This window comes from Streptomyces sp. NPDC002619 (assembly GCF_042889305.1).
Lineage (GTDB): Bacteria > Actinomycetota > Actinomycetes > Streptomycetales > Streptomycetaceae > Streptomyces.
In genome coordinates this window covers 375-24,867 of the sequence record NZ_JBIAQV010000059.1, presented here as the reverse complement: position 1 = coordinate 24,867, position 24,493 = coordinate 375, and the positions used below count along the sequence as shown (strand labels likewise).

Sequence of the window (24,493 nt, the reverse complement as noted above, 5' to 3'; positions counted from 1 at the left end):
AGCGGGAAAAGATCGTTCAGCGTGTCCGCGACGCGGAGTCCATGAAGTGAGCCACGGGCGGCTCTGCCCGTAGCCGAAGTCGGTAAGTAGAGGGAATCGCCCGCTCCAATGGGCGCCGAGTAGCCGTGGACCATCCGTGGACGCGGCCAAGCCTTCCAACATGGCATAGGCCCTTGACCAGCGACGATGCCGGGTCCCCAAGGGGCCTCCGGAGCCGTTGCTATACAGCAGTGGTGTCCAGCAGATCCAGCCGACCCGTCAGAAGCCTTTGACGGCCGACTGGCCAGCTCACCGGACCTCCATGACCACCCAAGCCCATAGTCCACGTCGCGAAGCCGCCTGGTCATGCTTGGGCCCCAGCTCAGGTGAGACATGGCCCTGAGCGTGCTCTGACGGTCAGCCTCGATGGGGCGTGCTGCAGGCTTCTCATGAAGAGGTGGTCATGGGTCTGGTGATCGTCCCATACCCGCTTCCGGGGGCGGTAGCCCGGATCAGGAAGAGGCGGGCGGTGCGGCGCAGCAGACGTTCGAGGTCGCTGACTAGGGCGTGTAGGTCGTGGGTCGTGGAGCCGTCGAGGAGGCAATGGAGTTCGGTTTCCGCGACATCTCCGTGCATCTCGGTGTTGCGTCGCCGGTAGGCGTCCCGGATCAGACGCTCGATGTGCCGGTCCGCGGTCTCCAGTTCTGGGTCTCTAGTCAGGAGTGCCTTCGCGCCGGCAACGAGGTGTTCACGCTTGTTCTGTGTCCGAGGGAGCCCGGAGTGGTGTATGAACAGGGACTCTGCCGTGATGCATAGGTCGATTAGGCGGTCCTCGGGCAGGACGCGGCTGCCAGCCATGACTAGGCGACGCATGGCATTTTGCAGGAAACGCATGCCCAGAATGCGGGGGTCACTCAGGAGCGCGTACACCTCGCGCAGTTCCTCCACCTTGGCCCGGTCAACGAGGAGGGTGGGACGGTCCTCGGCAGGATGATGGACCTCGGTGAGGATGGCGGAGGCGTAGCGGTGGGCGTCGAAGTCCTCCTGGCTCTGCAGGCGCATTGGGCGGCCGTAGGTGACCGAGCCGCCGCACACGATGCGCAGGGCCGTGAGCATGCGGCGAGCGGCGTCGTCGAACGGCGAGGGCATTGCGGCGTCGGGACGCTGGTCGCTACCACTGCGCACGGGAAAGTCGCGTTCGAGGACGAGGGCGTTTTGGTGGAACCGCGAGAGGATGAAGGAATTCGTACTGGTGAACTGGCCGATGGGGATGCCCATCACCCGCACGGCTTCGGACAGCTCCACATCGCTCATCGGCCGTATGGTCAGCCCGTCCGGAAGAGAGGTGCCCGCCAGAGACGGAGACATGTCGAACCCGAGAAGAGGCACGTACTCGACCAGGCGCACAGTCTCGGTAAGAAGCCCGGCCTCCATCGCGGCATACGCGGCTTCGAAGGCGTCGCGATCGAAGCGGTATGCACGGGTCGCCTCCACCACGGGAGTCAGCAGGTACCGAATCACTACGGTGTCGAGTTGGCGGCGGACGAGGCTAGAGGGGAAGCCGACCAAGGTATCCAGCCGGGTGCGGAGCACTTCGTGGTCCTCAACGACCGTGCGCAGGGCCTGGTATGCGGGGAGGCTGCACCACCAGTCACTGGAGGAGAACTCGATCGGGTGCTGCCACAGTTCGTGTTCTTGGCCCAGAAAGACTTCCTGTTGGGATCGCTTCCAGGAGCGATAGTCCCGCTGAGGGACGAAGCGAGGTTCGACTGCCCTCTCGGCCAGCGCGGCAAGTACCGCTGTGACGAGATTGGCGGCGGCACGGTGCAAGGGCTCGTGAGCAGTGGGCATCGGAGACCTCTCAGGGGGCAGGAACATGCTCATGCGGTGGAACAGGGCCCGCCGTCAGGCGAACAGGCAAGCATGCCAGAGCCAGTCGGCACCGCGCCGGTCATTTCTGCGCAACGCATTCTCTAAACACTTGGCCAACAGCTTCGAATCAGCAGCCGGACCCGTGTTGGCGGCTGGAGTGAGGGTTCGGCCGTCGTCGAGAACCAGGACCTGCGTGGGTTGCGTCCTGACATTCGCCCGGTGGCGGGAGAACCAGACTGCCCTATTCCATGGAGCGGGGGTGAGCGTCAGCGGCCAGCCGGGGCATGTGCCCCGTCCTTGAATGCTGCAGCTCGCCTCGATCGGCTGCGGCTGGGTACGGTCATCGTCGTGTCCGGCGCACGTCGGGTTGGTCACCCGTAGGCGTGTGCTGGTTGATCGCGCGACTAGGGGAGCTGGTACGGGCATGGCGGTTGACGCTGCTCGCACGGAAGAGGGGTTTACCTCGGCGAGGGCTGCGCGGGTGATGGCTGCCGCGTGCCGGGCGGCCGGCCTCGATGACAGAGACGCCGAGTTGATCCGCCTCGGGGAGAACGCGTTGTTTCGGCTGGCCTCAGTGCCAGCGATCGTTCGCGTGGCTCGGGGCGAGGAGTGGTTGCCCACGGCCCGCACTGAAGTGGCGGTGTCGCGGTGGCTGGCGGACGAAGGGTTCCCTGCTGCTCGCATCATCGAGGACCTGGAGCAGCCATTCTTGATCGAGGGTCACCCCGCGACCTTCTGGCATCTGATCGTCGAGGGCGACCGCAAGGCGACGTATGGGGAGTTGGGCGGTGTCCTGCGGGAACTGCACTCGCTGGCTCTGCCGGACGGTCTTGTGCTCCCGTCGTTCTCGCCCTTCGACAAGCAAGAGCTGCGGATGGATCGGGCTGTGATCCCCGAGGATGACAAGGTCTTCTTGCGGAAGCGGTGGCGGGAGCTCCAAGACAAGTACGCCGAGTTGAAGTTCGAGACGCCTAAGGGGCCGGTGCACGGGGATGCCCATGTGCAGAACCTCATGGTCGATGATCAGGGGCGGGTCAACCTGATCGACTTCGAAGCCTTCTGCTACGACCACCCCGAGTGGGATCTCATGGTCACAGCCGTCGAGCATCACAGCCTCGGGTGGCAGACCGACGAACAGTACGCCGACTTCGTGGCCGCGTACGGGCGGGACCTGTACGACTGGCCTGGTTACGAGACGCTGCGGGGTATCCAGGAGTTCGGCATGACGACCTGGCTCATGCAGAACGTGCAGGAGGATGAGGAAACCGCGGCCGAGTACCGCCGGCGCATCGCTGGCCTGCGCAACGATGATGCGCCTCGGGACTGGCGGCCCTGGTAGCTGCTACTCGTCGTCTTCGTCCAGGCGTGTGAGTGCGTCGTGCACCGTTTGGTTGAAGGCGGTGACGGCGGGGTTCGCTGTGTGCCCGCTGACTTCCTTCTGGAAGTCGGTCACGTAGCGCCGGAAGCGGGCTGATTGGAGGGAGTCGCCGCCGTCGACTGCGAGGCTTGCGGTCGTGACGGCGGCTTCCAACTCGCCGTTGAGTAGCTGGCTCTGGGCGAGCACCATGCGGCAGAAACCGAGGGTGCGGGCGTACTTCGGGTCGGTGCTGTCCACGGCTCGTTGGGCGTGCACGACGGCTTCGCGGCGCTGCTTGAGGTCGCGGAGGCAGTGGCAGATCTCGCCTTGAAGTTCGGCGGCGTCCATGTAGCTGAGCCACGCTGGATCTTCGGCTGTGTCGGCACGTTCGAAGTGGCGTTCGGCTTCGTTCATGGCTTGCCCGGCTGCGCGAGCGTCTCCCGCGTTGGACAATGCGCGGGCCTCGTGGGCTGCGAATAGTGCCATGGCACGCGGTGTTGCCTTGCCCCTGCCTCCTTCCAGCGAGGCTCGGGCTAGCTGGATGGCCTGGGCGTGGTTGCCGAGATAGTTGGCCTGGTGACTCAGGTTGGTGAGGATGCGGGCGCCGAACATGCGGTCGCCAGTGACCTGGGTGAGGCGCAGTGTGGAGGTGAGGTAGCGATGGGCGAGACGGTGGTTCCCGGTGTCGTACGCGGTCCACGCCAATAACTGGGACACCTCGGCGGCGGCGCCGAATAACGCCGTGCCCACCTTCTGGCTGTAGCTCGCGTCCAGGAGGGGAAGCACCTCGTGGCGGAAGTAGTGGCGTAGTGCCTTGTGGCCGTGGCCTCCGCCGTACTTGAAGTCGAGCTGCATGAACATGTCGGCGGCGTCGCGGATCGCGCGGACGTCGCGCATGCCGACTCGTTGATGCGCAGGTCTGTCGGCCTGGATGCCGTCGGGGCGCGCGATCATCCATGACAGGACGGCAGAGCTGAGATCGCCCTCCGCGATGATCAGGTGGTCTGAGGCCGGGGCCTCGGCGCGCTCCTGGGCTAGGCCATCGAGCATGGATAGAACGTCCGGGACGGTGCTCGGGTAGCCGATCGGCTGCGGCGGGGTCGCCTTCGAGTCGCCGAAGAATCCGAGATCTCCAGGCGTGACGCGCCGGCCGAGCTTGGCCGAGAGAACGTCAGCCATGATCGCCGCTGTCTGCGGCCGGATGCTGGAGCCGTTGCGCCATCGCTGTACGGATACGTGTGTTGTTCCCAGCTCGACGCTTCGGCGGTCGGCCTCGTCGGTCATGCGTTTTGCGAGGCCCTTGTTCGAGATCTTGGCTTCGCTCATGACTGCGATCAACTGCGCGTTTGGCTCTCGGCTCATGCTCCCCTGCCAACCCGAGAATGACGGCGAGTGTTCATCGTGTCACAGCTGTCGTGCCCTGGGGGTTCATTCGTGAACCCCCTTTGCCTTTGCCGGTGTTCATCCGAACCCCGTGGTGAACGCTCCCGGTCACGGGCCTGGCGCCGTGTACTGGCTTGCGTGCAGCAACCAGTGTCGGAGGCTCGGAAGGGAATGCGAATGGACGCGGGGAAACTCAAGTGCGTGGGCGGTGAGTTGGACGCCTTCGCTCACTGGTTCGCGGCGCCGGATCCGTCGGCCGACGGGCACTTTCTGACGCTGACGCTCTTCGCGGAGTTCGGTGACACGGCACGCGTCGCGCGCGACTTGACGGTCGTCTTCCTGCGGGGCGTCGGTGTCGGTGACCTCGTGGATGACGCCCGGCTCGTGGTCTCGGAGCTGGTCGGGAACGTGGTCAACCATGCGGTGCCGGACCGGCGTCGGGCCCTGCCGGGCTCCTGTCGGCGCATCGACGTGACGTTCAAGAAGTATCCGAAGTGGCTGTTCATCGGGGTCTCCGATGAGGATTCGACGCCTCCACTGCTTCCGGTGGGTGAGGCGTTCACGCCGGGCCTGGTGGGAGAGCTGTCCGAAGCTGTGTTGCCGGATTCCGGCCGTGGCCTGCTCATCGTGCAGCGACTGGCGACGGCGCTTTGGTGGACGCCGGACGAGCGAGGTGGCAAGACCGTGTGGTCCCGCTTCGATCTTGACGAGTCGAGGGCCGAACTCTCGGCCTGACAGGCGCCGGATCGCCGCCCTGATCTGTTCCCTCGCGATCGGGAGCGGGCGGCGATTCGGTCACTGGCCGGAGTCTGACCACTCCGGCCGAAGGGGCGCGGCCTCTCGGACGTCCGGGGGCTCCCCTCCCGAGTCGGGGGCCGCGCTTCACATCCCTATATAGGCCGGGCCACCCCATCTGCCCTGGTAAGCGAAGGGTGGCCCGGCTGGGAACGCGACGGTTCCCGGTGCCTGATGGTACCGGGGCCGTCGTGCTGCATTCCGGCCCTGCTCCAAGGAAGTTGACGATCCGTTACGAGATCAGGGCAGAGGTGGGAAAGGTGACTGGTTCAGGTGAGGGTTGGCTGAGTGATGGTCTCGACGTGCCGGGCGCGGACTCGGGTCTGTGGGTGTCCGGCGTCGACTACATGACGGGGTGGCGTGAGGCGCGTGAGGCTGCCGACCGCTTGAACCGCGCGCTTCTGGGGGCGGGCTTCGAGTTGTCCGCCGTACGTGCCGTCGCCTCGACGAACGAGGACGGGTGCGGTGTCGTACGGCTGGCGGGCTGGCCCGGCGTGGTGGAACGGCTCGCTCAGCTCCTGGAGTCGCATACGGATGGCCATGGTGGTGCGGTGTGAGGGGGCTTGGTGCCTGTGTTCGCCTCGCTGGCTCACCTCCTGCCGTGCCCGATGCCTCGGCCGCAGACAGTCAGCCACGACGATGCCGCGTGACGAACGGGCTGGTGCGCGTATGTCTCGCTCAGCCGCTCACCGGGAGCAACCACGCTTGCCTGTTCTTGCTCGGCAATGTCGGCGCGGCCCGCGGCTCGGAGTCGATGGCCGGCCGTCGCCTCGACTGCTCGGGCGTCCTGTGTTGCGGGGTGTCGGCCGACCGGACGGGACCGGCGGGCACGCCGCACGCCCGGCCGGGGCGGCCGGGCGCCCCGGCGCGCCGCAGGCGCGCCCTTGAGGAAGTGAAGGCTGTTTCGACCGATCCTCGTCAGCGCTCAGCCGCGGGTGCGTCGTGCGGGCTGCTTGTCGTCGGCGGTGATCCGGTAGGCGAGTTCGGCACGGTCGGCGCCGAAGCGGAGCTCTTCGAGGAACAGCGGGCGGTCGTCGGCATCGTGCGCGGTGCGGGCCACGTGCAGAACGGGGGCCGCGTCGGGGATCTGGAGTGTGGTGCGCTCGTCGGGCAGCGGCATGTGCGCGCGTACCGTCTCGGTCCACGTCAGGGTGTGTCCGGCCTTGGTGAGTACCCAGTAGATCGCGGCCGGTGGCTTGCACGGCTCCTTGCCGAGCAGCGGTACGGCTTCGGCGACCTCGAAGGGGATCAGCGTGCGGTGCATGACGCGCGTCCCGGTGCCGGGGTCAACGAGCAGTCGGTCGCAGCCGAACAGGGCTTCCTCCGCGTCAAGTTGAAGGAGTCGGCCGGTGTCCTTTGTGGTGCGGGTGCGGTAGGTGGCCGGCTCCTCGGCCTCCTGCCAGATGTCGCCGTTGGGCATCACGAACGTGCCCTCCGTCGTACGGCTGATGCGGCGCTCGATGGTCAGGACCGGCTGCCCGCTGGAGCGCACGAAACTGCCCTTGCCGTGCCGGACGTCGATGAGCCCTTCCGCGCGCAGTGCCGCGATCGCGTTGCGCACGGTGGGCCGGGAGACGCCGTAACGGGCCATGAGCTGGGCCTCGGACGGCAGCAGGGACTCGGGCGCGAACTCGCCGGACAGGATCGCTTCGCGGATCGCTGCGGCCACCTGCTGGTAGAGGGCTCCGGGGCGCTGGATCTCCGACATCTGGGCATCTCCGACGGGTCGGGGTCATAGGCACGTCGCACGCGCGACATCACTCGTCAGCATAAGTAGTTGCGCTCTCGACGTACAGGACTTCATAGTCACAACTCATTAGGACAAGTGACGTCAGTATCAGAACCGGCGTCCTGACTGGCCAAGGAGGCCAACGAAATGCAGTCCATTCCCGTGGACACGGCGCGGCTGGGCGTACTGCGGTGCGCCATCGCGCCGGAAGCGAAGATCACCAACTCCGAGACACAGGAGGTGAAGAGGGACCGGGACGGCAACCCGGTCTGGACCGTGGCCGTCACCGTGCGGCAGGACGGACGGCGTATCTCCGTCATCGAGATCGCCGTCAGCGGTGCCCCCAAGGGCATCGAGGAAGGACAGATCGTCAGGGTCACCGACCTGACCGCGTTCGTCTGGTCGATGGGCGAGCGGCACGGCGTCAGCTTCCGCGCGGACGCGATCACGCCCGTCCACGACTCGGCGGCGCAGGGCAAGGGCGCGGGCGGTGCCGCGTGATGGGACCCGTCTTTCTCGCCTTCGCCCTGGCCGTGCTGGCGTGGGTGCTGGTCGTCGGTGACCTGGTGCGCCGGCATCGTCCGGCGTGGCACTGGTACCTGGTCGGCTACCCGGGCACCGCGTGTCGGGTGCTGGCGACGTGGCGCAAGGTGGCCGTGCTCAACGACCTTGTCGTGTCCCGGCGCCCTCCGCGGGGGCTGCTCGGGGACCTGGTCGTCAAGGGGGACCCTCTGCGGCCGGTGGCTCCGCGGATCTCCTTCCCCCGCGCCACGCGCATGGGCCTGACCCTCATCGTGCGGTTGCACGCGGGCCAGACTCCGGCCACGTACATGAAGGCGGCCGATGCGCTGGTGCACGCGTGGAAGGTCCACGCGGTCCGCGTCACCTCCCCGGAGCGCGGGCTCGTGCTGCTGACCGCCACGGCCACGGACCCGCTTCAGCGGCCCGGCTTAGCCACGGCCCATGTCGAGCTGCTCTCGGCGCTCATCGGGGCGCTGGAGAGCGGCGGCGCCTGGGTGATGAACCTGCGGCTCGTGCCGCACTGGCTGATCGCCGGTGCCACACGGTCCGGCAAGTCCACCCTTCTCGCCCGCCTGATCACCCAACTCGCAACTCAGCCCGTCGCCCTGGTCGGCATCGACTGCAAGGGCGGCATGGAACTCGGCCTGTTCGCCCGGCGGCTGAGCGCGCTCGCCACGTGCAGGCGTGAAGCGGCCGCGGTGCTCTCCGCCCTGGTCGTCGACATGCAGGATCGGATGAGCGCGTGCCGGACGGCCGGGGTCCGCTCCATCTGGGAGCTGCCGGACAAGCTGCGGCCGGTGCCGGTCGTCGTGATCGTCGACGAGATCGCCGAACTGTACCTGTCCGACGGCACCCGCGACGGGAAGGCAGAGGCGGAGCAGTGCTCCACGCTCCTGCTCCGCCTAGCCCAGCTCGGTGCAGCCCTCGGGATCCATCTGGTGGTGGCCGGCCAACGCGTCGGCTCCGACCTCGGCCCCGGCGTCACCGCCCTGCGCGCCCAACTCGGCGGCCGCATCTGCCACCGCGTCAACGACCCCGGCACCGCAGAGATGGCCCTGGGCGACCTCAACAAGGACGCCGTGACCGTCGCCCAGTCCATCACCGCCGAGGAACGCGGCGTCGCCGTCTGTACCGGCCCGGACGGCGGCTGGAGCCGCGCACGCTCCCACCTCACCCCCACCGATGAAGCCGTCTCGACGGCCCGCAAGTACGTCCAGATGACGCCGGAACTGCCCGCCATAGACCGCGCCCTGGCGGCGCTGGAAGGGGAGAGCAAGTGATCAGCGAAGGAACGGCATTCACGTTCGCGGTGATCTTCGGGATCATCACCGTCCTCCTCGTCCGCTCCCGCGACGTCCGCGCCTGGGAAGCGGTCTGCGTCGGCCTCTTCGGCCTCTACCTCGGCCAGACCCCCGTGATCTTCACCATCCACGGCCTCGTCACCTGGGTCATCAGCGGCTTCTCCCACACCTGACCAGCGAAGGGACTCCGACCATGCCTATGCCCCGCGTGAGGTGCCCCCACTGCAAGGGCGACGGCGCCCGCCGCACCTGGACCGGACGACTGCGGCGCTGCCGCGTCTGCCGGGGCACCGGAACCATCCGCTGAACCACCCACCACCCGTGCACGCAACGGAGGCGATCCCCACGACCGACAACGCGCCACCACCCACCACCATCCCGGCCGCTTCGGCGGCCCACCCCGGAAGGTCACCACCATCACCCCGGAGTTCACCCCGGCTGACAGGCGCGCCGTCCTCGAGCGCGCGGCGCGCCTGCGTCAGCTCCCCGAAGCAGACCGCGACGCCATCCGCCTCGCCCAAGACCCCAACTTCCCCCGCCTGCTGAAGCAGATCACCGCCACCGGCGGCTGCTCCCACCCCGTCCACCTGTCTGGCTCGACCACCACTCTGGACGGCACCACCGGCGAGATCCTGAGCCACTACGACACCGGCCATGAGCCGGGCGAACGCCTCCTGGTCCGCTGCCGCAACCGCCGCGCCACCGTCTGCCCCGGATGCTCCCGCCTCCACGCGGGCGACACCTTCCACCTGGTCCGCGCGGGTCTCCTCGGCGGCAAGAACGTCCCCGATACGGTGCGCCACAGGCCCCGGCTCTTCGTCACCCTCACCGCTCCGTCCTTCGGGCCGGTGCACCGTGCCGGGGAGCTGTGCCGTCCCCGCCGAGACGGCGGCACCTGCGATCACGGCCGTCCCCTCGGCTGCGGCGCCATCCACGCCTCGGATGCGCCGGTTGTCGGCCAGCCGCTGTGCGTCGACTGCTACGACTACACCGGCCACGTCCTGTGGCACGCACACGCCTCCAAGCTGTGGGACCGGTTCGTCATCGACATACGGCGGCGCCTGGCCTCCTCAGTCGGCCTCGTACAGTCGCACTTTGCCCAGCACGCCCGGCTGTCCTTCGCCCGCGTCGCCGAATACCAGAAACGCGCCGCCGTCCACGTCCACGCCGTCGTCCGCCTCGACGGCCCGAACGGACCCGACGACCAACCCCCCACCTGGGGCACGGCGGAAGTGCTCACCGACGCCGTGCACGCGGCCGCCCGCCGGGTCCTAGTCCGCACCGCCTACAGCCGGGCCGTAGGCGAGCTGGTCTTGCGCTGGGGCGTCCAGGTCGATGCCCGGCCCCTGCACGCCGACGGCGACGGACCCGACGATGACGCCGTCGCCGCGTACGTCGCGAAGTACGTCACCAAGGGCGCGAGCGAGACCGGCGCCGGCACCGACCACCCGCTCACCACCTGGGCCGACATCGAGTCGGCGGCCGTGAGCGAACACGTCCGAAACCTCATGCGCGCCTGCTGGCGCCTCGGCGGCCTTCCGGAGTTCGGACCTCTGCGCCTGCGCTCCTGGGCTCACACCCTCGGCTACCGGGGCCACATCCTCACCAAATCCCGCGCCTACTCCACCACCTACGCAGCACTCCGCGCCCAACGCGCCCGCCACATGGGCCACGCCGACATGCCCGATACGGTCACCGAACGGCACTGGCGCTACATCGGCTCCGGCCACACCCCCGGCGCCGCTCTCATCGCCGCTGGAGTCGCCGAGGACATCGCCACGAACCGCGAGATCGCCCGGGACGAGCGTGAGGTGCCCCGGTGACGAGACGCCACAGCGAACAGTGGGCTCGGGCAGTCGAGCGCCAGGCGGCCAAGTTCCCCACACGAATAGGGCCGAAGAGCGCTGCGCGACTCGCGCGGCTCCTCGGCCCTGCACGGAAGGACTCCTAATCCAGCGGGTTCGGCTTGATGTCCACCCGGTCAGTGTCGAACCCCCTGCCCTTCCTCGTCGGCGGCCGGACCACAACGGCGGCAAAGAGGAACCGGTAGATCGCGTTCATACGGGCGTAGTCCTCCTCCTTCTCCAGTCTCCTCCAGCTGGCTTCGGCGTCAGGGCCAGCGATGCCGTCCAAGACGGCGATCGGTCGCCTGACGGTCTTCCGCTGGCGTTCCTTCATCCGCTTAAGGATGGGTGCGCGCATGGCTTGGAATTCGGCGGTTGTGAAGTCGTCATCATTGAGCCACAGCTGTTTGAGTTCCTCCAACTTCGCCCGGTCCTTCTCGTCGGCGAGGACATCGGCCTCAGGGCGCGTGGTCATCGCAGGCTCATAGCCTGAGGTGTCAAGCTTGGCCAGCACCTTGATCGTCACGTCGCGCACAAAATCCTCGAGGGGTTCCGCCAAGATCGAGCGATTGCATTTCCTCTGATCCGTGGTGTCGGCGTGAGTGCACCGGTAGTAGGCACCCCGGCTGCCCCTCGTACCAGCCATGCGTGCCCCACATGCGCATGTCACCGCTCCGCGCAGAAGGTAGTACCGGGTCGGTCGCCTCTGCTGCTCCCTGGAGCGCTCGGCTCGGTATTCCCGGAACCGCTGGACCTCGTCCCACTGCCCACGGTCGATGATGGCGGGCCACGCCCCGACTCCCACCTCTTCTCCCTGGTGGATTCGGATACCTGCCACGAAGTTGGACGACAGCAAATGACGTACGTTCTCAGGCTGCCATGCCTTGCCCCTCGTCGTGAGGATCGAACGTGCCGTGAGATCCTGGGCGATACGGTCTGGCGACTCACCGTCCAAGTAGCGGCGGAAGACCTCTCGTACGATCTCCGCTTCCTCATCGATGATCGCGCGGCCGTCGCTGGTGTAGCCGTAAGGACGGTTGCCCACGTGGGGCTCTCCCCCGCGCGCCTTGTCCACCAACGCGTCCCTGATTCGTCGTGACGCGTCGTCAGAAGAGCGGCATGCGTGGGCCACTTCAATGCGGAGAATGAACCGGTCGTCAGGGTCTGACAGGTCGCGTCGGTTCGCCTCGCCGTGCAGGAGGATGCGTTTGTCGTCGGCGATGGAGAGCAGCTCTTCGAGGTCCCTGGGTTGCCTCATGAGACGATCGGGGTGGTAGACGATGACGTGTCGGATCTCTCCTTCCCCCATCACTTTCAGCATCTCTTCCCAACCCGGCCGCTTGCGGTTGCGCTGCCATGCCGAACGGTTGTTGTCCACGTAGACGTGGGCCGAGTCGACACGGAGTTGAAGCCGCTGGGCGATGTCCCGGCAGATGCGTTCCTGCCGGTCGACCCCGGTCTGATCATCGTCCTTGGTGTGCGAGATGCGGCAGTAGATGGCTGCGGGCTCGCCCGGTGTGATCGCTTTTAACTTGGATCGGCTCATGTCAAATACTGTATTAGCCAGGCATGACATCACCGTCCATCAGCGCGGTCAGATGCGCCCGAAAGCCCCGCCGTTCGTCACCGGCCCCGGCGACATCGTCGTACGCGCCGCAGGCCCCCGCCGTGAGCACCGCGAACCCGGCGACGGGTTGGACGCGCCCCGCGCAGGCCGCTGTTGCCAGGGCGCTCGCGGGTCCGGCGTACAACTCGACCGTACGCCCTGCATAGTTGGTCCGCTCCCAGCGCTCCCGTCCGCCCGGCGCCCAGGCGCGCAGCGCGGCGGCCCCGGCGCGGGTGAGCGCGGCGGCGAGTGCGAAGGAGCTGCCCCTGCGGGGGAGACGGTTGATCATCCCGCCAGCCTAGAGGCCTCGCCCGCTAGCCGTCCGCGCGGGCCGTGGCCAGCAGTTCCTCCGCGTGTGCCCGTGCCGTCTCCGAGTCCTCCTGCCCGGCCAGCATCCGCGACAGCTCCCGGACCCGCTCCTCGCCCTCCAGCACCTTGACGCCGGACCGGGTGACCGAGCCGTCGTTGGTCTTCTCGACGAGCAGCTGCCGGTCGGCGAACGCGGCGACCTGGGGCAGATGGGTGACGACGACGACCTGAGCGGTCTTCGCCAGCTTCGCCAGCCGCCGCCCGATCTCGACTGCGGCCTTGCCACCCACACCGGCGTCGACCTCGTCGAAGAGATACGTCGGCACGGGATCGGTCCCCGCGAACACGACCTCCACGGCCAGCATCACACGCGAGAGCTCACCGCCGGACGCGCCCTTGGCGATCGGCCGCGGCGGCGCACCCGGATGCGGGGCGAGCAGCAGCTCCACCTCGTCGACGCCGTGCGGCCCGTACGCGACCGTCCGCCCGCCGACCTCGACGCCCTCCGGGTCCTCGGTCTGCCGGATGGCGAAGGACACGCGCGCGTGCGGCATCGCGAGCGAGGCCAGCTCGGCGGTCACGGCCGCCGCGAACCGCTCGGCGGCCTCGGTGCGCGCGTCGCTCAACGCCTGGGCGAGTCCGCCCAGTTCGGTGCGCAGCGCGTCCCGTTCGGCGGTCAGCTCGCCGATCCGGTCGTCGTCGCTGTCCAGCTCGGTCAGCCGCGCGGCGCCCTGCTCGGCCCAGGCGAGCACGGAGGCGATGTCTTCGCCGTACTTGCGCGTGAGGGCGTTCAGCGCGGCCCGCCGCTCCTCCACGGCCGCCAGCCGCAGCGGGTCGGCGTCCAGATCGTCGGCGTACCCCGCCAGCTCGCCCGCCACGTCGCCCAGCAGGATTCCGACCTCGCCGATCCGGTCGGCGAGCGAGGCGAGGGCCGGGTCGTGGGACCGTACGGCCTCCAGTGCCCGGTGGGCGCCCGCGACCAGGGTCGCCGCGTCGATGCTCTCGGGGTCCTCGGGGTTGCCCGCGAGCGCGGCGTGTGCGGCGGTCGCGGCGGACGACAGCGCCTCGGCGTGCCCGAGGCGCTCGGCCTCCTCCGCCAGCTCCACGTCCTCACCGGCGCGCGGCTCCACACCGGCGATCTCGTCGAGCCCGTAGCGCAGCATGTCGGCCTCCTGGGCCCGCTCACGCGCGCGTGTGACGATCTCCTCCAGCTCGGCGGAGACGGCCCGTAGCCGCCGGTAGGCCTCGCCGTACTTGGCGAGCGGCCCCGCGACCGCGTCCCCGGCGTACCGGTCGAGCGCCTGCCGCTGCCGGGACAGCTTCAGCAGCCCCTGCTGATCGGTCTGCCCGTGCACGGCCACCAGCTCGTCGGCCAGCTCGGCCAGCACCCCCACGGGCACACTGCGCCCGCCGAGGTGCGCCCGGGAGCGCCCTTCGGCGGAAACGGTACGGCTGATGAGCAGCGCCCCGTCGTCGAGCTCGGCGCCGGCCTCCTCGGCCCGTACGACGGCCGACGCGCCCGCGGGTACGGTGAGCCGCCCCTCCACGACCGCGTTCTTGGACCCGATCCGCACGAGCGCCGGATCCGCGCGCCCGCCCAGCAGCAGCCCCAGGCTGGTGACGACCATGGTCTTGCCCGCACCCGTCTCACCGGTGACGGCGGTGAACCCGGGCGACAGCTCGACGACGGCATCGTCGATGACTCCGAGCGACCGTATCCGCATCTCCTCCAACACGGACACGACCTTACGAGGTCCGGGGTGGAGAGTGCGAGGCACCCTTGTCACTCGGGCGGGTGTCCGCGCCCCGAAAGGGGCGCGGGGCGTTGTCGATATGCGGCTCCGCCGCGTGGGCACGAGCAGCCACAGCCCACCCGCAGCCGCCCGCGCTCCTCAATCCCCCAGATGGCTACTGCCGCGCCCCCCGCCACCCAGAAACGGGCAACGCAAACTTCGCCACCAGCCGATCCGTGAACGACGCATGATGCAACCGGGCAAGCCGCACAGGCACAGCCCCCCGCCGCACCTCGACCCGCGCCCCGGCCGGCAACTCGATCGTCCGCCGCCCGTCGCACCACAACACACCCGGCGAGACATGCGGCAGCACCTCCACCGCAAGCACGGACTCGGGCGACGTCACCAACGGCTTCGCGAACAGCGCATGCGCGGAGATCGGCACCATCAGCAACGCCTCCACCTCGGGCCACACCACAGGGCCGCCCGCGGAGAAGGCGTACGCCGTGGAACCCGTCGGCGTCGACAGCACGATCCCGTCGCACCCGAACCCTGTCACCGGCCGCCCGTCGATCTCCAGCACGACCTCGAGCAGCTTTTCGGCGCCGGCCTTCTGCACGGCCGCCTCGTTCAGCGCCCAGTCCGTGTGCACGATGTCCCCGTTGCGGTACACGACGACATCGACGGTCATCCGCTCCTCGACCTCGTACGACTTGCTGACCACCCGGTCGACGACCTTGTCGAGGTCGTCCCGCTCGGCCTCCGCGAGGAACCCCACGCTGCCGAGGTTGACGCCCAGCATCGGCACGCCGGAGGCCCGGGCGAACTCGGCACCGCGCAGCAGCGTGCCGTCGCCACCCAGCACAATGAGCAGCTCGCACCCGTCGAGGGACTGCGGAGTCGCCTCCTTGACGAGCTCCACCTCCTCCGCCAGCGGGATGTCACGCGCCTCCTCCTCCAGCGCGCGCACCCCGATGTCACACCGGAGAAGCCCCTTGACCACGAGCTCGGCGCTGCGAATGGCCGCGGGCCGCCCGGTGTGGGCGAGCAGGAAAACAGTACGAGCTCGATCCTGAGTCAACGCGGCCCCTCCGCCACTGCACGGTCAACATCGGCCGGGTCCAGTTCCGGTGCCCCGGCCCGCAGCCACAGAAAGTACTCGACATTGCCGGACGGCCCGGGCAGCGGACTGGCGGTGACCCCTCGCACCCCGAGCCCCAGTTCCCACGCCTTCGCGGCCACGCCCCGCACGGCCTCCGCCCGCAGTTGCGGACTCCGTACGACTCCCCCGCTCCCCAGCCGTTCCTTCCCGACCTCGAACTGCGGCTTGACCATCATCACCAGGTCGGCGTCCGGCTTCACGCACCGCTTCAGGGCGGGCAGCACCAGCCCGAGCGGGATGAAGGACAGATCCCCCACGACAAGATCCACAGGCTCCCCATCGATCGCCTCAAGCGTCAACTCGCGTACGTTCGTACGGTCCTTGACGGTGACGCGTTCATCATTCTGGAGTGACCAGGCGAGTTGTCCGTAGCCGACGTCCACGGCGACGACGTGCGCGGCGCCCGCGCGCAGCAGGACGTCGGTGAAGCCTCCGGTGGACGCGCCGGCGTCCAGCGCCCGCCGCCCCTCGACGACGAGTCCCTGCGGTACGAAGGCCTCGAGCGCGCCGGCGAGCTTGTGGCCGCCCCGGGAGACGTACTCGGGGTCGCTGTCGTCGGACGTGACGACGATCGCGGCGGCCGTCTCGACCTGGGTGGCGGGCTTGGTCGCCACGGTCCTGCCGACGCTGACCCGCCCGGCGGCGATCAGCTGGCCGGCGTGCTCACGCGAGCGCGCCAGCTTCCGGCGGACCAGCTCCGCGTCCAGACGACGGCGTGCGACTCCTGCCACGTTCGGTTCAGCTCCTGTTCCCGTACGACAATTCAATAGGTGTGACCCGAAGGGTCTCATTGAGGGGTGGTGGTCGGGTGGCGGGTGGGAGCCGGAGATCCCGGGCGGGCGTCGAGCGCGGTGAGCGCGTCGCGCAGCCCCCGGTGCACATCCTCGTACGCCTCGACGTGCCCGTCGGTGGCGAGGTGGTCGGCGTCGGCCAGCCGCTCCAGCTGGGCGTCCACCTCGGGGTTGCCGGTGGGGGTGCGGGGGACGTGCAGCGGGGCGGGGGCGGCGGGGTCGTACCCGGTCTCGGCCGCTGCTTCCTGGGGGCCCTCGGTCTCCGGCGCAGAGTCGTTCATGCCCAGACGCTACCTCGAAGCGCTGGGGTACCGTCGGTCGCGATGGCCACGATCGAGGAGTGCCGAGCCGCACTCGAGAAGCTTTCGGACAACATGCGGGGCGCCGAGGGCGGTGTCCGGGCGGCGGCGGAGCTCGACCGCTCGGTGAGCTGCCACATCACCGACCTGGATGTGACCTTCGTAGGGCGTCTGACCGGCGGCCGCATCGTGGTCGACGAGACCCTTCCGGGACCACCGCCGAAGAAGGCCCAGATCAGGCTCACCATGGCCGGCGACGACCTGGTGTCCCTGGTCGACGGCGAGCTGAACTTCGCCAAGGCCTGGGGCTCGGGGCGCGTTCGCCTGGAGGCGAACCTCCTCGACCTGTTCCGGCTCAGGAAGCTTCTGTAACCGTCACGCGCGCGCGTGCCTTGCGCGCCGCCGGCACCACCAGGGGCGTCCCTGTCTCCGGGTCGTCGATGACCTGGCAGCGCAGCCCGAAGACCTCCTCGACCAGCTCGGCCGTGACGATGTCGTGCGGCGCGCCCTCGGCAACGACCTGTCCACCGCGCAGGGCGATGAGGTGGGTGGCGTACCGGGCCGCGTGATTGAGGTCGTGCAGGACCGCGACCAGGGTGCGGCCCTGCTCCTCGTGCAGTTCGGCGCACAGGTCGAGGACGTCGATCTGGTGCTGGATGTCGAGGTAGGTGGTCGGCTCGTCGAGCAGCAGCAGCGGGGTCTGCTGGGCGAGCGCCATGGCGATCCACACGCGCTGCCGCTGGCCGCCGGACAGTTCGTCGACATGGCGGTCCGCGAGCTCGGCGACCCCGGTCCGCGCCATGGACTCCTGGACGACCCGCTCGTCCTCGGCGGACCACTGCCGCAGGATGCCCTGGTGCGGATAGCGGCCGCGGCCCACCAGGTCGCCGACGGTGATCCCGTCGGGCGCGATGGACGACTGCGGCAGCAGACCGAGCGTGCGCGCGACCTTCTTGGCCGGCATCGACTGGATGACCTGCCCGTCGAGCAGCACCCGGCCCTCGCTGGGCTTGAGCATCCGTGACAGGGCCCGCAGGAGCGTCGACTTACCGCAGGCGTTCGGGCCGACGATCACCGTGAAGGAGTTGTCGGGGATCTCCACCGACAACTGCTCGGCTATGACGCGCTGGTCGTAGGCGAGGGTGACGCTCTCGGCGGACAGGCGGTTCACGGTGCTCCTTCGCTTGTTCGTGTCGCCGGCGGTGTACGTCTCGCCGGTGGCGTTCATATCCGGCCCGCCTTGCGCTCGGTGACCAGGAGCCACAGAAGATAGATGCCGCCGAGGACACCGGTGACCACGCCCACGGGCAGCTGGTCGGCGCCGAAGACGCGCTGGGAGGCCCAGTCGGCGGTGACCAGGAGGGCGGCGCCCATGCAGAGGGAGGGCACCAGGTTGGGTCCCGGCGAGCGGGTCAGACGCCGGGCGAGCTGCGGCGCGGTGAGCGCCACGAAGCCGACGGGACCGGCGGCGGCGGTCGCGGCCGCGGTCAGCAGGACGGCCGAGACCATGAGCAGCAGCCGTACGCGCTCGACACGCACGCCCAGGGCGTACGACACGTCGTCGCCCATTTCCGTGATCCGCAGCCCGCGCGCGCCCGCGAGGACGAGCGGTACGAGGACGGCGCACAGCCCGAGCAGCGGCCAGACCTGCTCCCAGTCGCGGCCGTTGAGCGAACCCGTCATCCACACGACCGCGCGGGCCGCGTCGACGAGGTCGGCCTTGGTGAGCAGATAGCCGTTGACGGCCGTGACGATCGCGGAGACGCCGATGCCTACCAGGACGAGCCGGTACCCGGGCACGCCCTGCTTCCAGGCGAGCAGATAGATGGCGAGCCCGGTGACCAGTCCGCCGACAAGCGCGCCGAGGGTGACCTCGGTGGCGGACCCGGACATCAGGACGATCACGACGAGCGCGCCGGCCGTGGAGCCCTGTGAGAGGCCGAGCACGTCCGGACTGCCCAGCGGATTGCGGGAGATGGACTGGAACAGGGCGCCGCCGAGGCCGAGGGAGGCGCCGACCAGCAGTCCGACCAGGACGCGCGGGAGGCGGAGTTCGTCGACGATGAACTCCTGTCCCCGGTCACCGTGTCCGAGCAGCGTCCTGAGCACGTCGCCGGCCGGGATCGGAAAGTCCCCGGTGCCGATCAGCAGAACGCCGGCGGCGAGCGCGGCGGCCAGCAGCAGGACGACGACGGTCAGCGCACGCAGGTCCAGGCGGACGGAGAGCCCGCCGGGGGTGCGCACCGCCCGGACGGCACGGCTCGTGGTGGGGGTCTTCACAGTTCTCGTGGTGGGGGTCCTCACAGCTGTGCCGTCCTCCGCCGTCGTACGAGAAAGATGAAGACCGGGCCGCCGATGATCGCGGTGACGATACCGACCTGGAGCTCCGCGGGCCGCGCGACGATCCGGCCGGCGACGTCGGCGCCGAGCAGCAGCACGGGCGACAGGATCGTGGCGTACGGCAGGATCCAGCGCAGGTCGGGGCCGGTGAAGGAGCGCACGACGTGCGGGACCATCAGGCCGACGAAGACGATCGGACCGCATGCGGCGGTGGCGGCGCCGCACAGCACGGTGGCGGCGAGCATGGCCAGCGCCCGGGTGCGGTTCAGGTGGGCGCCCAGAGCGCGGGCGGTGTCGTCGCCCATCACCACCGCGTTCAGCGGCCGGGCGAGCAGGAGGGCGAGGACCGTGCCGACCGCGAGGAACGGAAGCACCTGTGTGATCGTCGCGTCGGTCGCCGAGGACAGTGAACCGACCGTCCAGAAGCGCATCTTGCCCAGCGCCGCGTCGTCCGTGATCATCACGGCCTGGAGATAGCCGTACAGGGCGGCGCTGATCGCCGTACCGGCCAGCGCCAGCCGGACGGGCGTGGCCCCGCGGCTGCCGCCGAGGAACCAGACCAGCGCGCCGACGACGGCCGCGCCGGCGAACGCGAACCACACATAGCCGCTCAGGCTGGTGACACCGAAGTAGGTGATGGCCGTGACGACCGCGGCCGAGGCGCCCGCGTTGATGCCGAGCAGCCCGGGGTCCGCCAGCGGATTGCGGGTGAGCGCCTGGAGCACCGCCCCGGACAGACCGAGCGCGGCACCGGCGAGCAGACCGAGGACGGTGCGCGACAGCCGCTCGTCGACGACGACGTCGCCGTACGTCCCGGAGTCGTGGAACAGGCCGTGCCAGACCAGCTCCGGCGAGAGCTCTTTGGCGCCGATCGCGATACTCGCCAGCGCGACGAGCACCAGGATCGCCACGGCGACGAGGAGCCCAACAGACCGTATCGCCCGTCGGTTTGGGGGCGCGGAAACGGACGCCGCGCGCTGTTCGGGAGGACTGTCGACCAACACGAGATTAGGTTAGCCTACCCTTGCATCCGACCTCGATGCCGAGGGCGACCCTTGGGGTTCACCGGAGGGACCCGCCCGAGCTCACAACCCCAGCCGCGCCAACGCCTTCCCCCCGTCCAGCTCGCACGCACCCTCCCCGGCCGCCGTCCAGGCCGCCGCGCACAGGGCGCGCAGCCCGTCGAGGGCCTCGCCGTCACCCGCAAGGTCCAGCCGCTCGTCACCTGCCTTGGCCGTCCACCCGCCGCAGCGGAAACCGTCCCCCTCGCGGCTGACTTCGGGCTGGCCGGTGAGCAGCCCGCGTAGATCGGCGTCGACATACGTCGGCCGGTGCCCCGGCGGCGCGGCGAGCAACTGCGCCCCGTCGGTGACACCGGTCAGGACGAGCAGCGAGTCGACCCCACCGTTGAAGGCCCCCTCGATGTCCGTGTCCAGCCGGTCCCCGACCACCAACGGCCGCTCGGCGCCGGTCCGCAGGATCGTCTCCCGGTGCATGGGCGGCAGCGGCTTGCCCGCCACCTGCGGCTCGGCACCCGTGGCAATCCGGACAACCTCCACGGCCGCGCCGTTGCCCGGCGCGATCCCCCGTCCGCTCGGAATCGTCAGGTCCGTGTTGGACGCGAACCACGGCACCCCACGCGCCACCGCATAGGACGCCTCCGCGAACCGCCCCCAGGTCAGCTCGGGCCCGCCGTACCCCTGCACGACCGCCGCCGGATCGTCGTCCGCCGACTCGACCGGCTCCAGTCCGCGCTCGCGCAGCGCCACCCGCAGCCCGTCACCGCCGACCACGAGTACCCGCGACCCCCGCGGTACCTGCTCGCTGATCAGCCGCGCGACCGCCTGCGCCGAGGTGATGACCTCCCCGGCACCCGTCGGTATCCCCAACTCCGTCAGATGCCCCGCCACGGCGTCAGGCGTGCGCAGCGCGTTGTTGGTGACATAGGCCAGACGCATCCCACCCGCACGGGCGACCTCGAGCGACTCGACCGCGTGCACGATCGCGTTGCCCCCCGCGTACACCACCCCGTCCAGATCGAGCAGCGCCGTGTCGTACGCCGCGCTCAGGGCCTGTCCACTGCCCTCGGGCCTCGTCCTGACGCCCTGGCTCATTCCGCATCGCTCCTCGATTGCTCCGATTTCCCCCGATCATCCCCCAAGCCACTGACACACGTACGATGCCGAGATGAAGACAGCAGGTCACCCGGAAGCAACGGCGCGCCGAGGCCTGGAACTGATCCCGTTCCGAGGCCTTCGCTACGACCCCGATCGGGTCGGCAGCCTCGCCGCCGTCACATCCCCGCCGTACGACGTCGTCGTACGCCCCGACGGAGTAAACCACCTCCAGTCGGCCGACCCGCACAACATCGTCCGGCTGATCCTCCCGCAGGCCGACACCCCCACCGCCCGCAACGAGCAGGCCGCCGACACCCTGCGCCGCTGGCTGGCCGAGGGCGTGCTGACCACCGACCCGGAACCGGGCCTGTACGTCTACGAACAGCGCGACGGCAACGGCATGCTCCAGCGCGGCATCATCGGCGCCCTGCACATCTCGGACCCCGTGGAGGGCGTCGTCCTGCCGCACGAGGACGTCATGCCGCCTGTCGTCGCGGACCGCGCGGCCCTGATGCGCGCCACCTGCGCGAACCTCGAGCCCCTGCTGCTGACCTACCGCGGCAACGGCACCACGGCCGACGTCATCGAGCGCACCGCCGACCGTCCCCCGCTCCTCGCGACCATCACCGAGGACGGCTTCCAGCACCGCCTCTGGTCGCTCACGGACCCCGCCGAGGTGTCCCTCGTCCAGTCGGACCTGACCCGCCACCAGGCCCTGATCGCCGACGGCCACCACCGCTGGGCAACTTATCGGCTTCTACGCGCGGAGCACGGCTCGCCCAGCCCCTGGGACTACGGCCTGGTCCTGCTGGTCGACACGGTCCGCTACCCGCTGCGCGTCCGCGCCATCCACCGTCTGCTGCACGGCCTGCCGGTGGCGGACGCGTTGGTCGCGCTGAAGGGCCTGTTCCGGGTACGACGACTGGACACACCTCTCGCCGATGCCCTGGCGGCGCTGGCCGACGCGGCCTGCGCGGGCAACGCCTTCCTGCTCGCCGGGGACGGCGCCTTCCATCTGATCGACCAGCCGGACCCGGGCCTCCTCGCCCGTACGATCCCCACGGACCGCCCCGCCGCCTGGCGCACCCTGGACGCGACCGTCCTGCACGCCGCGCTCCTCGACCACGTTTGGCACATCCCCGAGGACTCCCCGGCCGACATCGCCTACATCCACGACACGGCGGCCACGGTCGAGAAGGCGGAACGCGACGGCGGAACGGCGGTCCTGATGCACCCGGTCCGCGAAGATGTCGTACGCGACCTGGCCCGCCAGGGCGTGACGATGCCCCGCAAGTCGACGTCGTTCGGCCCGAAGCCGGCGTCGGGACTGGTGCTGCGCGCGCTGGACCTCTGACCGCCCGCAGGCCGCCCGCAGAAACGCGAAGAGGGCGGGAACCCGGATACATACCTCCGGGTTCCCGCCCTCACTCACCGACGTACGTCAGTCCTTGTCGCTGTCTCCGTCGTCGCTGTCGCCGTCGTCGCTGTCGCTGTCGCCGTCCGCCTGGTGGGCGCCCCGCGACTCCGCCTCGTCCCCGTCCTCGTCCTCGTCCTCGTCCTCATCCTCGTCCAGGGCGTCGACGAACTCGACGCCGTCCAGCTCGGCCAGCCGGTCGGAGGCGTCCGTGCTGCCGTCCCGGTCGGCCTCGACGGCCTTGGCGAACCACTCGCGGGCCTCGCTCTCCCGGCCCGCGGCGAGGAGGGCGTCGGCGTACGCGTAGCGCAGGCGCGCGGTCCACGGCTGCACGGAGTTGGAGGCCAGCTCCGGGCTCTGCAGCGTCACGATGGCCGCGTCCAGCTGACCCATGTCACGCCGGGCACCGGCGGCGACGAGCCGCATCTCGACCTGCCCGGCCTTGTCCAGCTTGTGCACCTCGGGGGCTCCGGCCATGTCCAGCGCCTTCTCCGGCCGCCCGAGCCCACGCTCACAGTCCGCCATCACCGGCCACAGGTCCACGTTGCCGGTCATGCGCCGCGCGGCCCGGAACTCGGCAAGCGCCTCGCTGTACTTCTGGTTCGCGTACGCCGCGAACCCGCCGGCCTCGCGTACGGCGGCGACACGCGACGCCAACCGCAGGGCCACCTTGGAGTAGGCGTACGCGCCCTCGGGGTCCTCGTCGATGAGCCGGGCGACCATCACCAGGTTCTTGGCAACGTCCTCCGCGAGCCCCTTGGGCAGGCTCTGCAGCTCCTGCCGTACGTCCTTGTCGATCTCGTCGCCCGTGACGTCCTCGGGGATGGGCAGCCGCTTGATGGGCTCACGGTCCCGATCGCGGTCCCGGTCCCGGTCGTCGCGGAAGCGGCCACCGCCGCGCCGGTCGTCACCGGGCCGACCCCGGAAGCCACCGGGACGGCCGCCCCGGTCGCCGCCGCGGTCGTCGCGCCGGCCGTAGCCGCCGCGGCTGTCACCACGGCTGTCGTCACGCCGGAAGCCACCGCGGTCGTCGTCGCGACGCTCACCGCGGTAGCCACGATCGTCCCGGCCACGGAAGCCGCCACGCTCCCCGCGGTTGTCGTCGCGCCGGAAGCCACCGCGGTCTCCGCGATCACCTCGGTCGTCGCGACGGTAACCACCACGGTCACCGTCCCGCCGGTCATCACGGCGGTCGCCGCCGCGGTCGTCGCGCCGGCCGTAGCCACCACGGCTGTCACCACGGCTGTCGTCACGCCGGAAGCCACCGCGGTCGTCGTCGCGACGCTCACCGCGGTAGCCACGATCGCGGTCGCCCCGGTTGTCGTCACGGCGGTAGCCACCGCGGTCGCCGTCCCTGCGGTCGCCTCGGTCGTCGCGACGGTAACCACCGCGGTCACCGTCTCGCCGGTCGTCACGCCGGTCGTCACGGCGGTCGTCACGCCGAACGTAGCCACCGCCACGGTGGTCGTCCCGACGTTCGCCACGCTCGTCACGGCGGTAGGGGGGACGTTCGCCTCGGTCACCCCGGTCGTCGCGACGGGGACCTCGGTCGCGGTCGTCGCGGCGAGGACCACCGGAACGGTCGTCGCGACGGTATGCGGGACGCGGGCCACGGTCGCCGCCTTCTCGTCGATCGTCACGGCGGTCATCACGTCGATCGTCACGCCGGCCGTAGCCACCACGGCTGTCGTCGCGGCGGAGGCCGCCGCGGTCACCCCGGTCGCCGCCGCGGTCATCTCGGCGATCGTCGCGACGATCGTCACGCCGGCCGTAGCCACCACGGCTGTCGTCGCGGCGGAGGCCGCCGCGGTCATCACCCCGACGATCGTCACGTCGGTCATCTCGGCGGTCATCACGTCGATCGTCACGCCGGCCGTAGCCACCACGGCTGTCGTCGCGGCGGAGGCCGCCGCGGTCACCCCGGTCGCCGCCGCGGTCAC

The 24,493-nt window shown here is 69.8% G+C and carries 23 protein-coding genes and 1 pseudogene; 9 read left to right on the top strand and 15 right to left on the bottom strand.

The window, feature by feature from the left end; all coding sequences use genetic code 11:
- Positions 1 to 426 precede the first annotated feature (426 nt).
- The gene (locus tag ACFYXB_RS40665; RefSeq protein ID WP_389590122.1) at positions 427 to 1,863 is read right to left on the bottom strand and encodes a hypothetical protein; all 1,437 of its coding nucleotides are present in this window, start codon (positions 1,861 to 1,863) and stop codon (positions 427 to 429) included.
- A gap of 412 nt (positions 1,864 to 2,275) precedes the next feature.
- On the opposite strand from ACFYXB_RS40665, the gene ACFYXB_RS40660 reads away from it, so the two are divergent.
- On the top strand, positions 2,276 to 3,190 hold the full coding sequence (locus tag ACFYXB_RS40660) for an aminoglycoside phosphotransferase family protein (RefSeq protein ID WP_389590121.1): 915 nt from the start codon (positions 2,276 to 2,278) through the stop codon (positions 3,188 to 3,190).
- A gap of 3 nt (positions 3,191 to 3,193) precedes the next feature.
- Here ACFYXB_RS40660 and ACFYXB_RS40655 read toward each other — a convergent pair whose 3' ends face one another.
- The gene (locus ACFYXB_RS40655; RefSeq protein ID WP_389590119.1) at positions 3,194 to 4,570 is read right to left on the bottom strand and encodes a sporulation protein; all 1,377 of its coding nucleotides are present in this window, start codon (positions 4,568 to 4,570) and stop codon (positions 3,194 to 3,196) included.
- Positions 4,571 to 4,768: 198 nt separating this feature from the next.
- Between ACFYXB_RS40655 and ACFYXB_RS40650 the strand changes: the two genes are divergently transcribed.
- Both ACFYXB_RS40650 and ACFYXB_RS40645 read left to right on the top strand, forming a co-directional pair.
- Complete coding sequence (locus ACFYXB_RS40650; protein ID WP_389590118.1) at positions 4,769 to 5,326, top strand: ATP-binding protein; 558 nt, start codon at positions 4,769 to 4,771, stop codon at positions 5,324 to 5,326.
- A 320-nt stretch (positions 5,327 to 5,646) separates the two neighbouring features.
- Entirely contained in the window at positions 5,647 to 5,943 is a 297-nt protein-coding gene (locus ACFYXB_RS40645; protein ID WP_389590117.1) for a hypothetical protein, read from the top strand.
- 368 nt (positions 5,944 to 6,311) lie between these two features.
- On the opposite strand, the gene ACFYXB_RS40640 is transcribed toward ACFYXB_RS40645, so the two are convergent.
- Positions 6,312 to 7,094, bottom strand: coding sequence for a GntR family transcriptional regulator (locus ACFYXB_RS40640; protein WP_389590116.1), 783 nt, complete (start codon positions 7,092 to 7,094; stop codon positions 6,312 to 6,314).
- A 168-nt stretch (positions 7,095 to 7,262) separates the two neighbouring features.
- Here ACFYXB_RS40640 and ACFYXB_RS40635 point away from each other — a divergent pair, with 168 nt between their 5' ends.
- The 4 genes from ACFYXB_RS40635 to ACFYXB_RS40620 all read left to right on the top strand — a co-directional run bounded on the left by ACFYXB_RS40635 (position 7,263) and on the right by ACFYXB_RS40620 (position 10,761).
- Positions 7,263 to 7,616 (top strand): hypothetical protein, encoded by a 354-nt coding sequence (locus ACFYXB_RS40635; protein WP_389590115.1) that lies wholly within the window; start codon positions 7,263 to 7,265, stop codon positions 7,614 to 7,616.
- Positions 7,616 to 8,917: an FtsK/SpoIIIE domain-containing protein gene (locus tag ACFYXB_RS40630; protein ID WP_389590114.1), complete on the top strand. Its 1,302-nt coding sequence runs from the start codon at positions 7,616 to 7,618 to the stop codon at positions 8,915 to 8,917. Before ACFYXB_RS40635 ends, ACFYXB_RS40630 begins: the two co-directional genes overlap by 1 nt.
- Positions 8,914 to 9,111 carry a hypothetical protein gene (locus ACFYXB_RS40625; RefSeq protein ID WP_389590112.1) on the top strand — a complete coding sequence of 66 codons (198 nt, stop codon included), beginning with the start codon at positions 8,914 to 8,916 and terminating at the stop codon, positions 9,109 to 9,111. The genes ACFYXB_RS40630 and ACFYXB_RS40625 overlap by 4 nt, the downstream gene beginning before the upstream one ends.
- Positions 9,112 to 9,411: 300 nt before the next feature.
- The gene (locus ACFYXB_RS40620; RefSeq protein WP_389590136.1) at positions 9,412 to 10,761 is read left to right on the top strand and encodes a replication initiator; all 1,350 of its coding nucleotides are present in this window, start codon (positions 9,412 to 9,414) and stop codon (positions 10,759 to 10,761) included.
- Between the two features lie 124 nt (positions 10,762 to 10,885).
- Here ACFYXB_RS40620 and ACFYXB_RS40615 read toward each other — a convergent pair whose 3' ends face one another.
- From ACFYXB_RS40615 to ACFYXB_RS40590, 6 genes and pseudogenes are all read right to left on the bottom strand, one after another.
- On the bottom strand, positions 10,886 to 12,328 hold the full coding sequence (locus tag ACFYXB_RS40615) for a recombinase family protein (RefSeq protein ID WP_389590110.1): 1,443 nt from the start codon (positions 12,326 to 12,328) through the stop codon (positions 10,886 to 10,888).
- 16 nt (positions 12,329 to 12,344) lie between these two features.
- Positions 12,345 to 12,677 (bottom strand): annotated as a pseudogene (locus tag ACFYXB_RS40610) (hypothetical protein); the annotation flags it as partial.
- A gap of 25 nt (positions 12,678 to 12,702) precedes the next feature.
- Entirely contained in the window at positions 12,703 to 14,421 is a 1,719-nt protein-coding gene (recN, locus tag ACFYXB_RS40605) for a DNA repair protein RecN (protein WP_389590135.1), read from the bottom strand.
- Between the two features lie 184 nt (positions 14,422 to 14,605).
- A complete protein-coding gene (locus ACFYXB_RS40600; protein ID WP_351352912.1) occupies positions 14,606 to 15,511 on the bottom strand; it encodes an NAD kinase in 906 nt (301 codons plus the stop codon).
- Positions 15,508 to 16,323: a TlyA family RNA methyltransferase gene (locus ACFYXB_RS40595; protein WP_351352909.1), complete on the bottom strand. Its 816-nt coding sequence runs from the start codon at positions 16,321 to 16,323 to the stop codon at positions 15,508 to 15,510. Before ACFYXB_RS40595 ends, ACFYXB_RS40600 begins: the two co-directional genes overlap by 4 nt.
- A 56-nt stretch (positions 16,324 to 16,379) precedes the next feature.
- Positions 16,380 to 16,664 carry a hypothetical protein gene (locus tag ACFYXB_RS40590; protein WP_389590108.1) on the bottom strand — a complete coding sequence of 95 codons (285 nt, stop codon included), beginning with the start codon at positions 16,662 to 16,664 and terminating at the stop codon, positions 16,380 to 16,382.
- 42 nt (positions 16,665 to 16,706) lie between these two features.
- Between ACFYXB_RS40590 and ACFYXB_RS40585 the strand changes: the two genes are divergently transcribed.
- Entirely contained in the window at positions 16,707 to 17,054 is a 348-nt protein-coding gene (locus tag ACFYXB_RS40585) for an SCP2 sterol-binding domain-containing protein (protein WP_351352903.1), read from the top strand.
- On the opposite strand, the gene ACFYXB_RS40580 is transcribed toward ACFYXB_RS40585, so the two are convergent.
- The 4 genes from ACFYXB_RS40580 to ACFYXB_RS40565 all read right to left on the bottom strand — a co-directional run bounded on the left by ACFYXB_RS40580 (position 17,038) and on the right by ACFYXB_RS40565 (position 21,136).
- The gene (locus ACFYXB_RS40580) at positions 17,038 to 17,910 is read right to left on the bottom strand and encodes an ABC transporter ATP-binding protein (RefSeq protein ID WP_389590106.1); all 873 of its coding nucleotides are present in this window, start codon (positions 17,908 to 17,910) and stop codon (positions 17,038 to 17,040) included. The two genes, ACFYXB_RS40585 and ACFYXB_RS40580, sit on opposite strands and share 17 nt — an antisense overlap.
- Positions 17,907 to 18,962 (bottom strand): FecCD family ABC transporter permease, encoded by a 1,056-nt coding sequence (locus ACFYXB_RS40575; protein WP_389590104.1) that lies wholly within the window; start codon positions 18,960 to 18,962, stop codon positions 17,907 to 17,909. Before ACFYXB_RS40575 ends, ACFYXB_RS40580 begins: the two co-directional genes overlap by 4 nt.
- Positions 18,963 to 18,982: 20 nt before the next feature.
- Complete coding sequence (locus ACFYXB_RS40570; RefSeq protein WP_351352894.1) at positions 18,983 to 20,026, bottom strand: iron chelate uptake ABC transporter family permease subunit; 1,044 nt, start codon at positions 20,024 to 20,026, stop codon at positions 18,983 to 18,985.
- An 81-nt stretch (positions 20,027 to 20,107) separates the two neighbouring features.
- Complete coding sequence (locus tag ACFYXB_RS40565; RefSeq protein WP_389590102.1) at positions 20,108 to 21,136, bottom strand: HAD hydrolase-like protein; 1,029 nt, start codon at positions 21,134 to 21,136, stop codon at positions 20,108 to 20,110.
- A 73-nt stretch (positions 21,137 to 21,209) separates the two neighbouring features.
- Between ACFYXB_RS40565 and ACFYXB_RS40560 the strand changes: the two genes are divergently transcribed.
- The gene (locus ACFYXB_RS40560; RefSeq protein WP_389590100.1) at positions 21,210 to 22,493 is read left to right on the top strand and encodes a DUF1015 domain-containing protein; all 1,284 of its coding nucleotides are present in this window, start codon (positions 21,210 to 21,212) and stop codon (positions 22,491 to 22,493) included.
- 87 nt (positions 22,494 to 22,580) lie between these two features.
- Here ACFYXB_RS40560 and ACFYXB_RS40555 read toward each other — a convergent pair whose 3' ends face one another.
- Both ACFYXB_RS40555 and ACFYXB_RS40550 read right to left on the bottom strand, forming a co-directional pair.
- Positions 22,581 to 23,384 (bottom strand): hypothetical protein, encoded by an 804-nt coding sequence (locus tag ACFYXB_RS40555; protein WP_389590133.1) that lies wholly within the window; start codon positions 23,382 to 23,384, stop codon positions 22,581 to 22,583.
- Positions 23,276 to 24,493 (bottom strand): hypothetical protein (locus tag ACFYXB_RS40550; protein WP_389590132.1); only part of this gene is annotated, 1,218 nt, incomplete at its 5' end. The genes ACFYXB_RS40555 and ACFYXB_RS40550, both read right to left, overlap by 109 nt.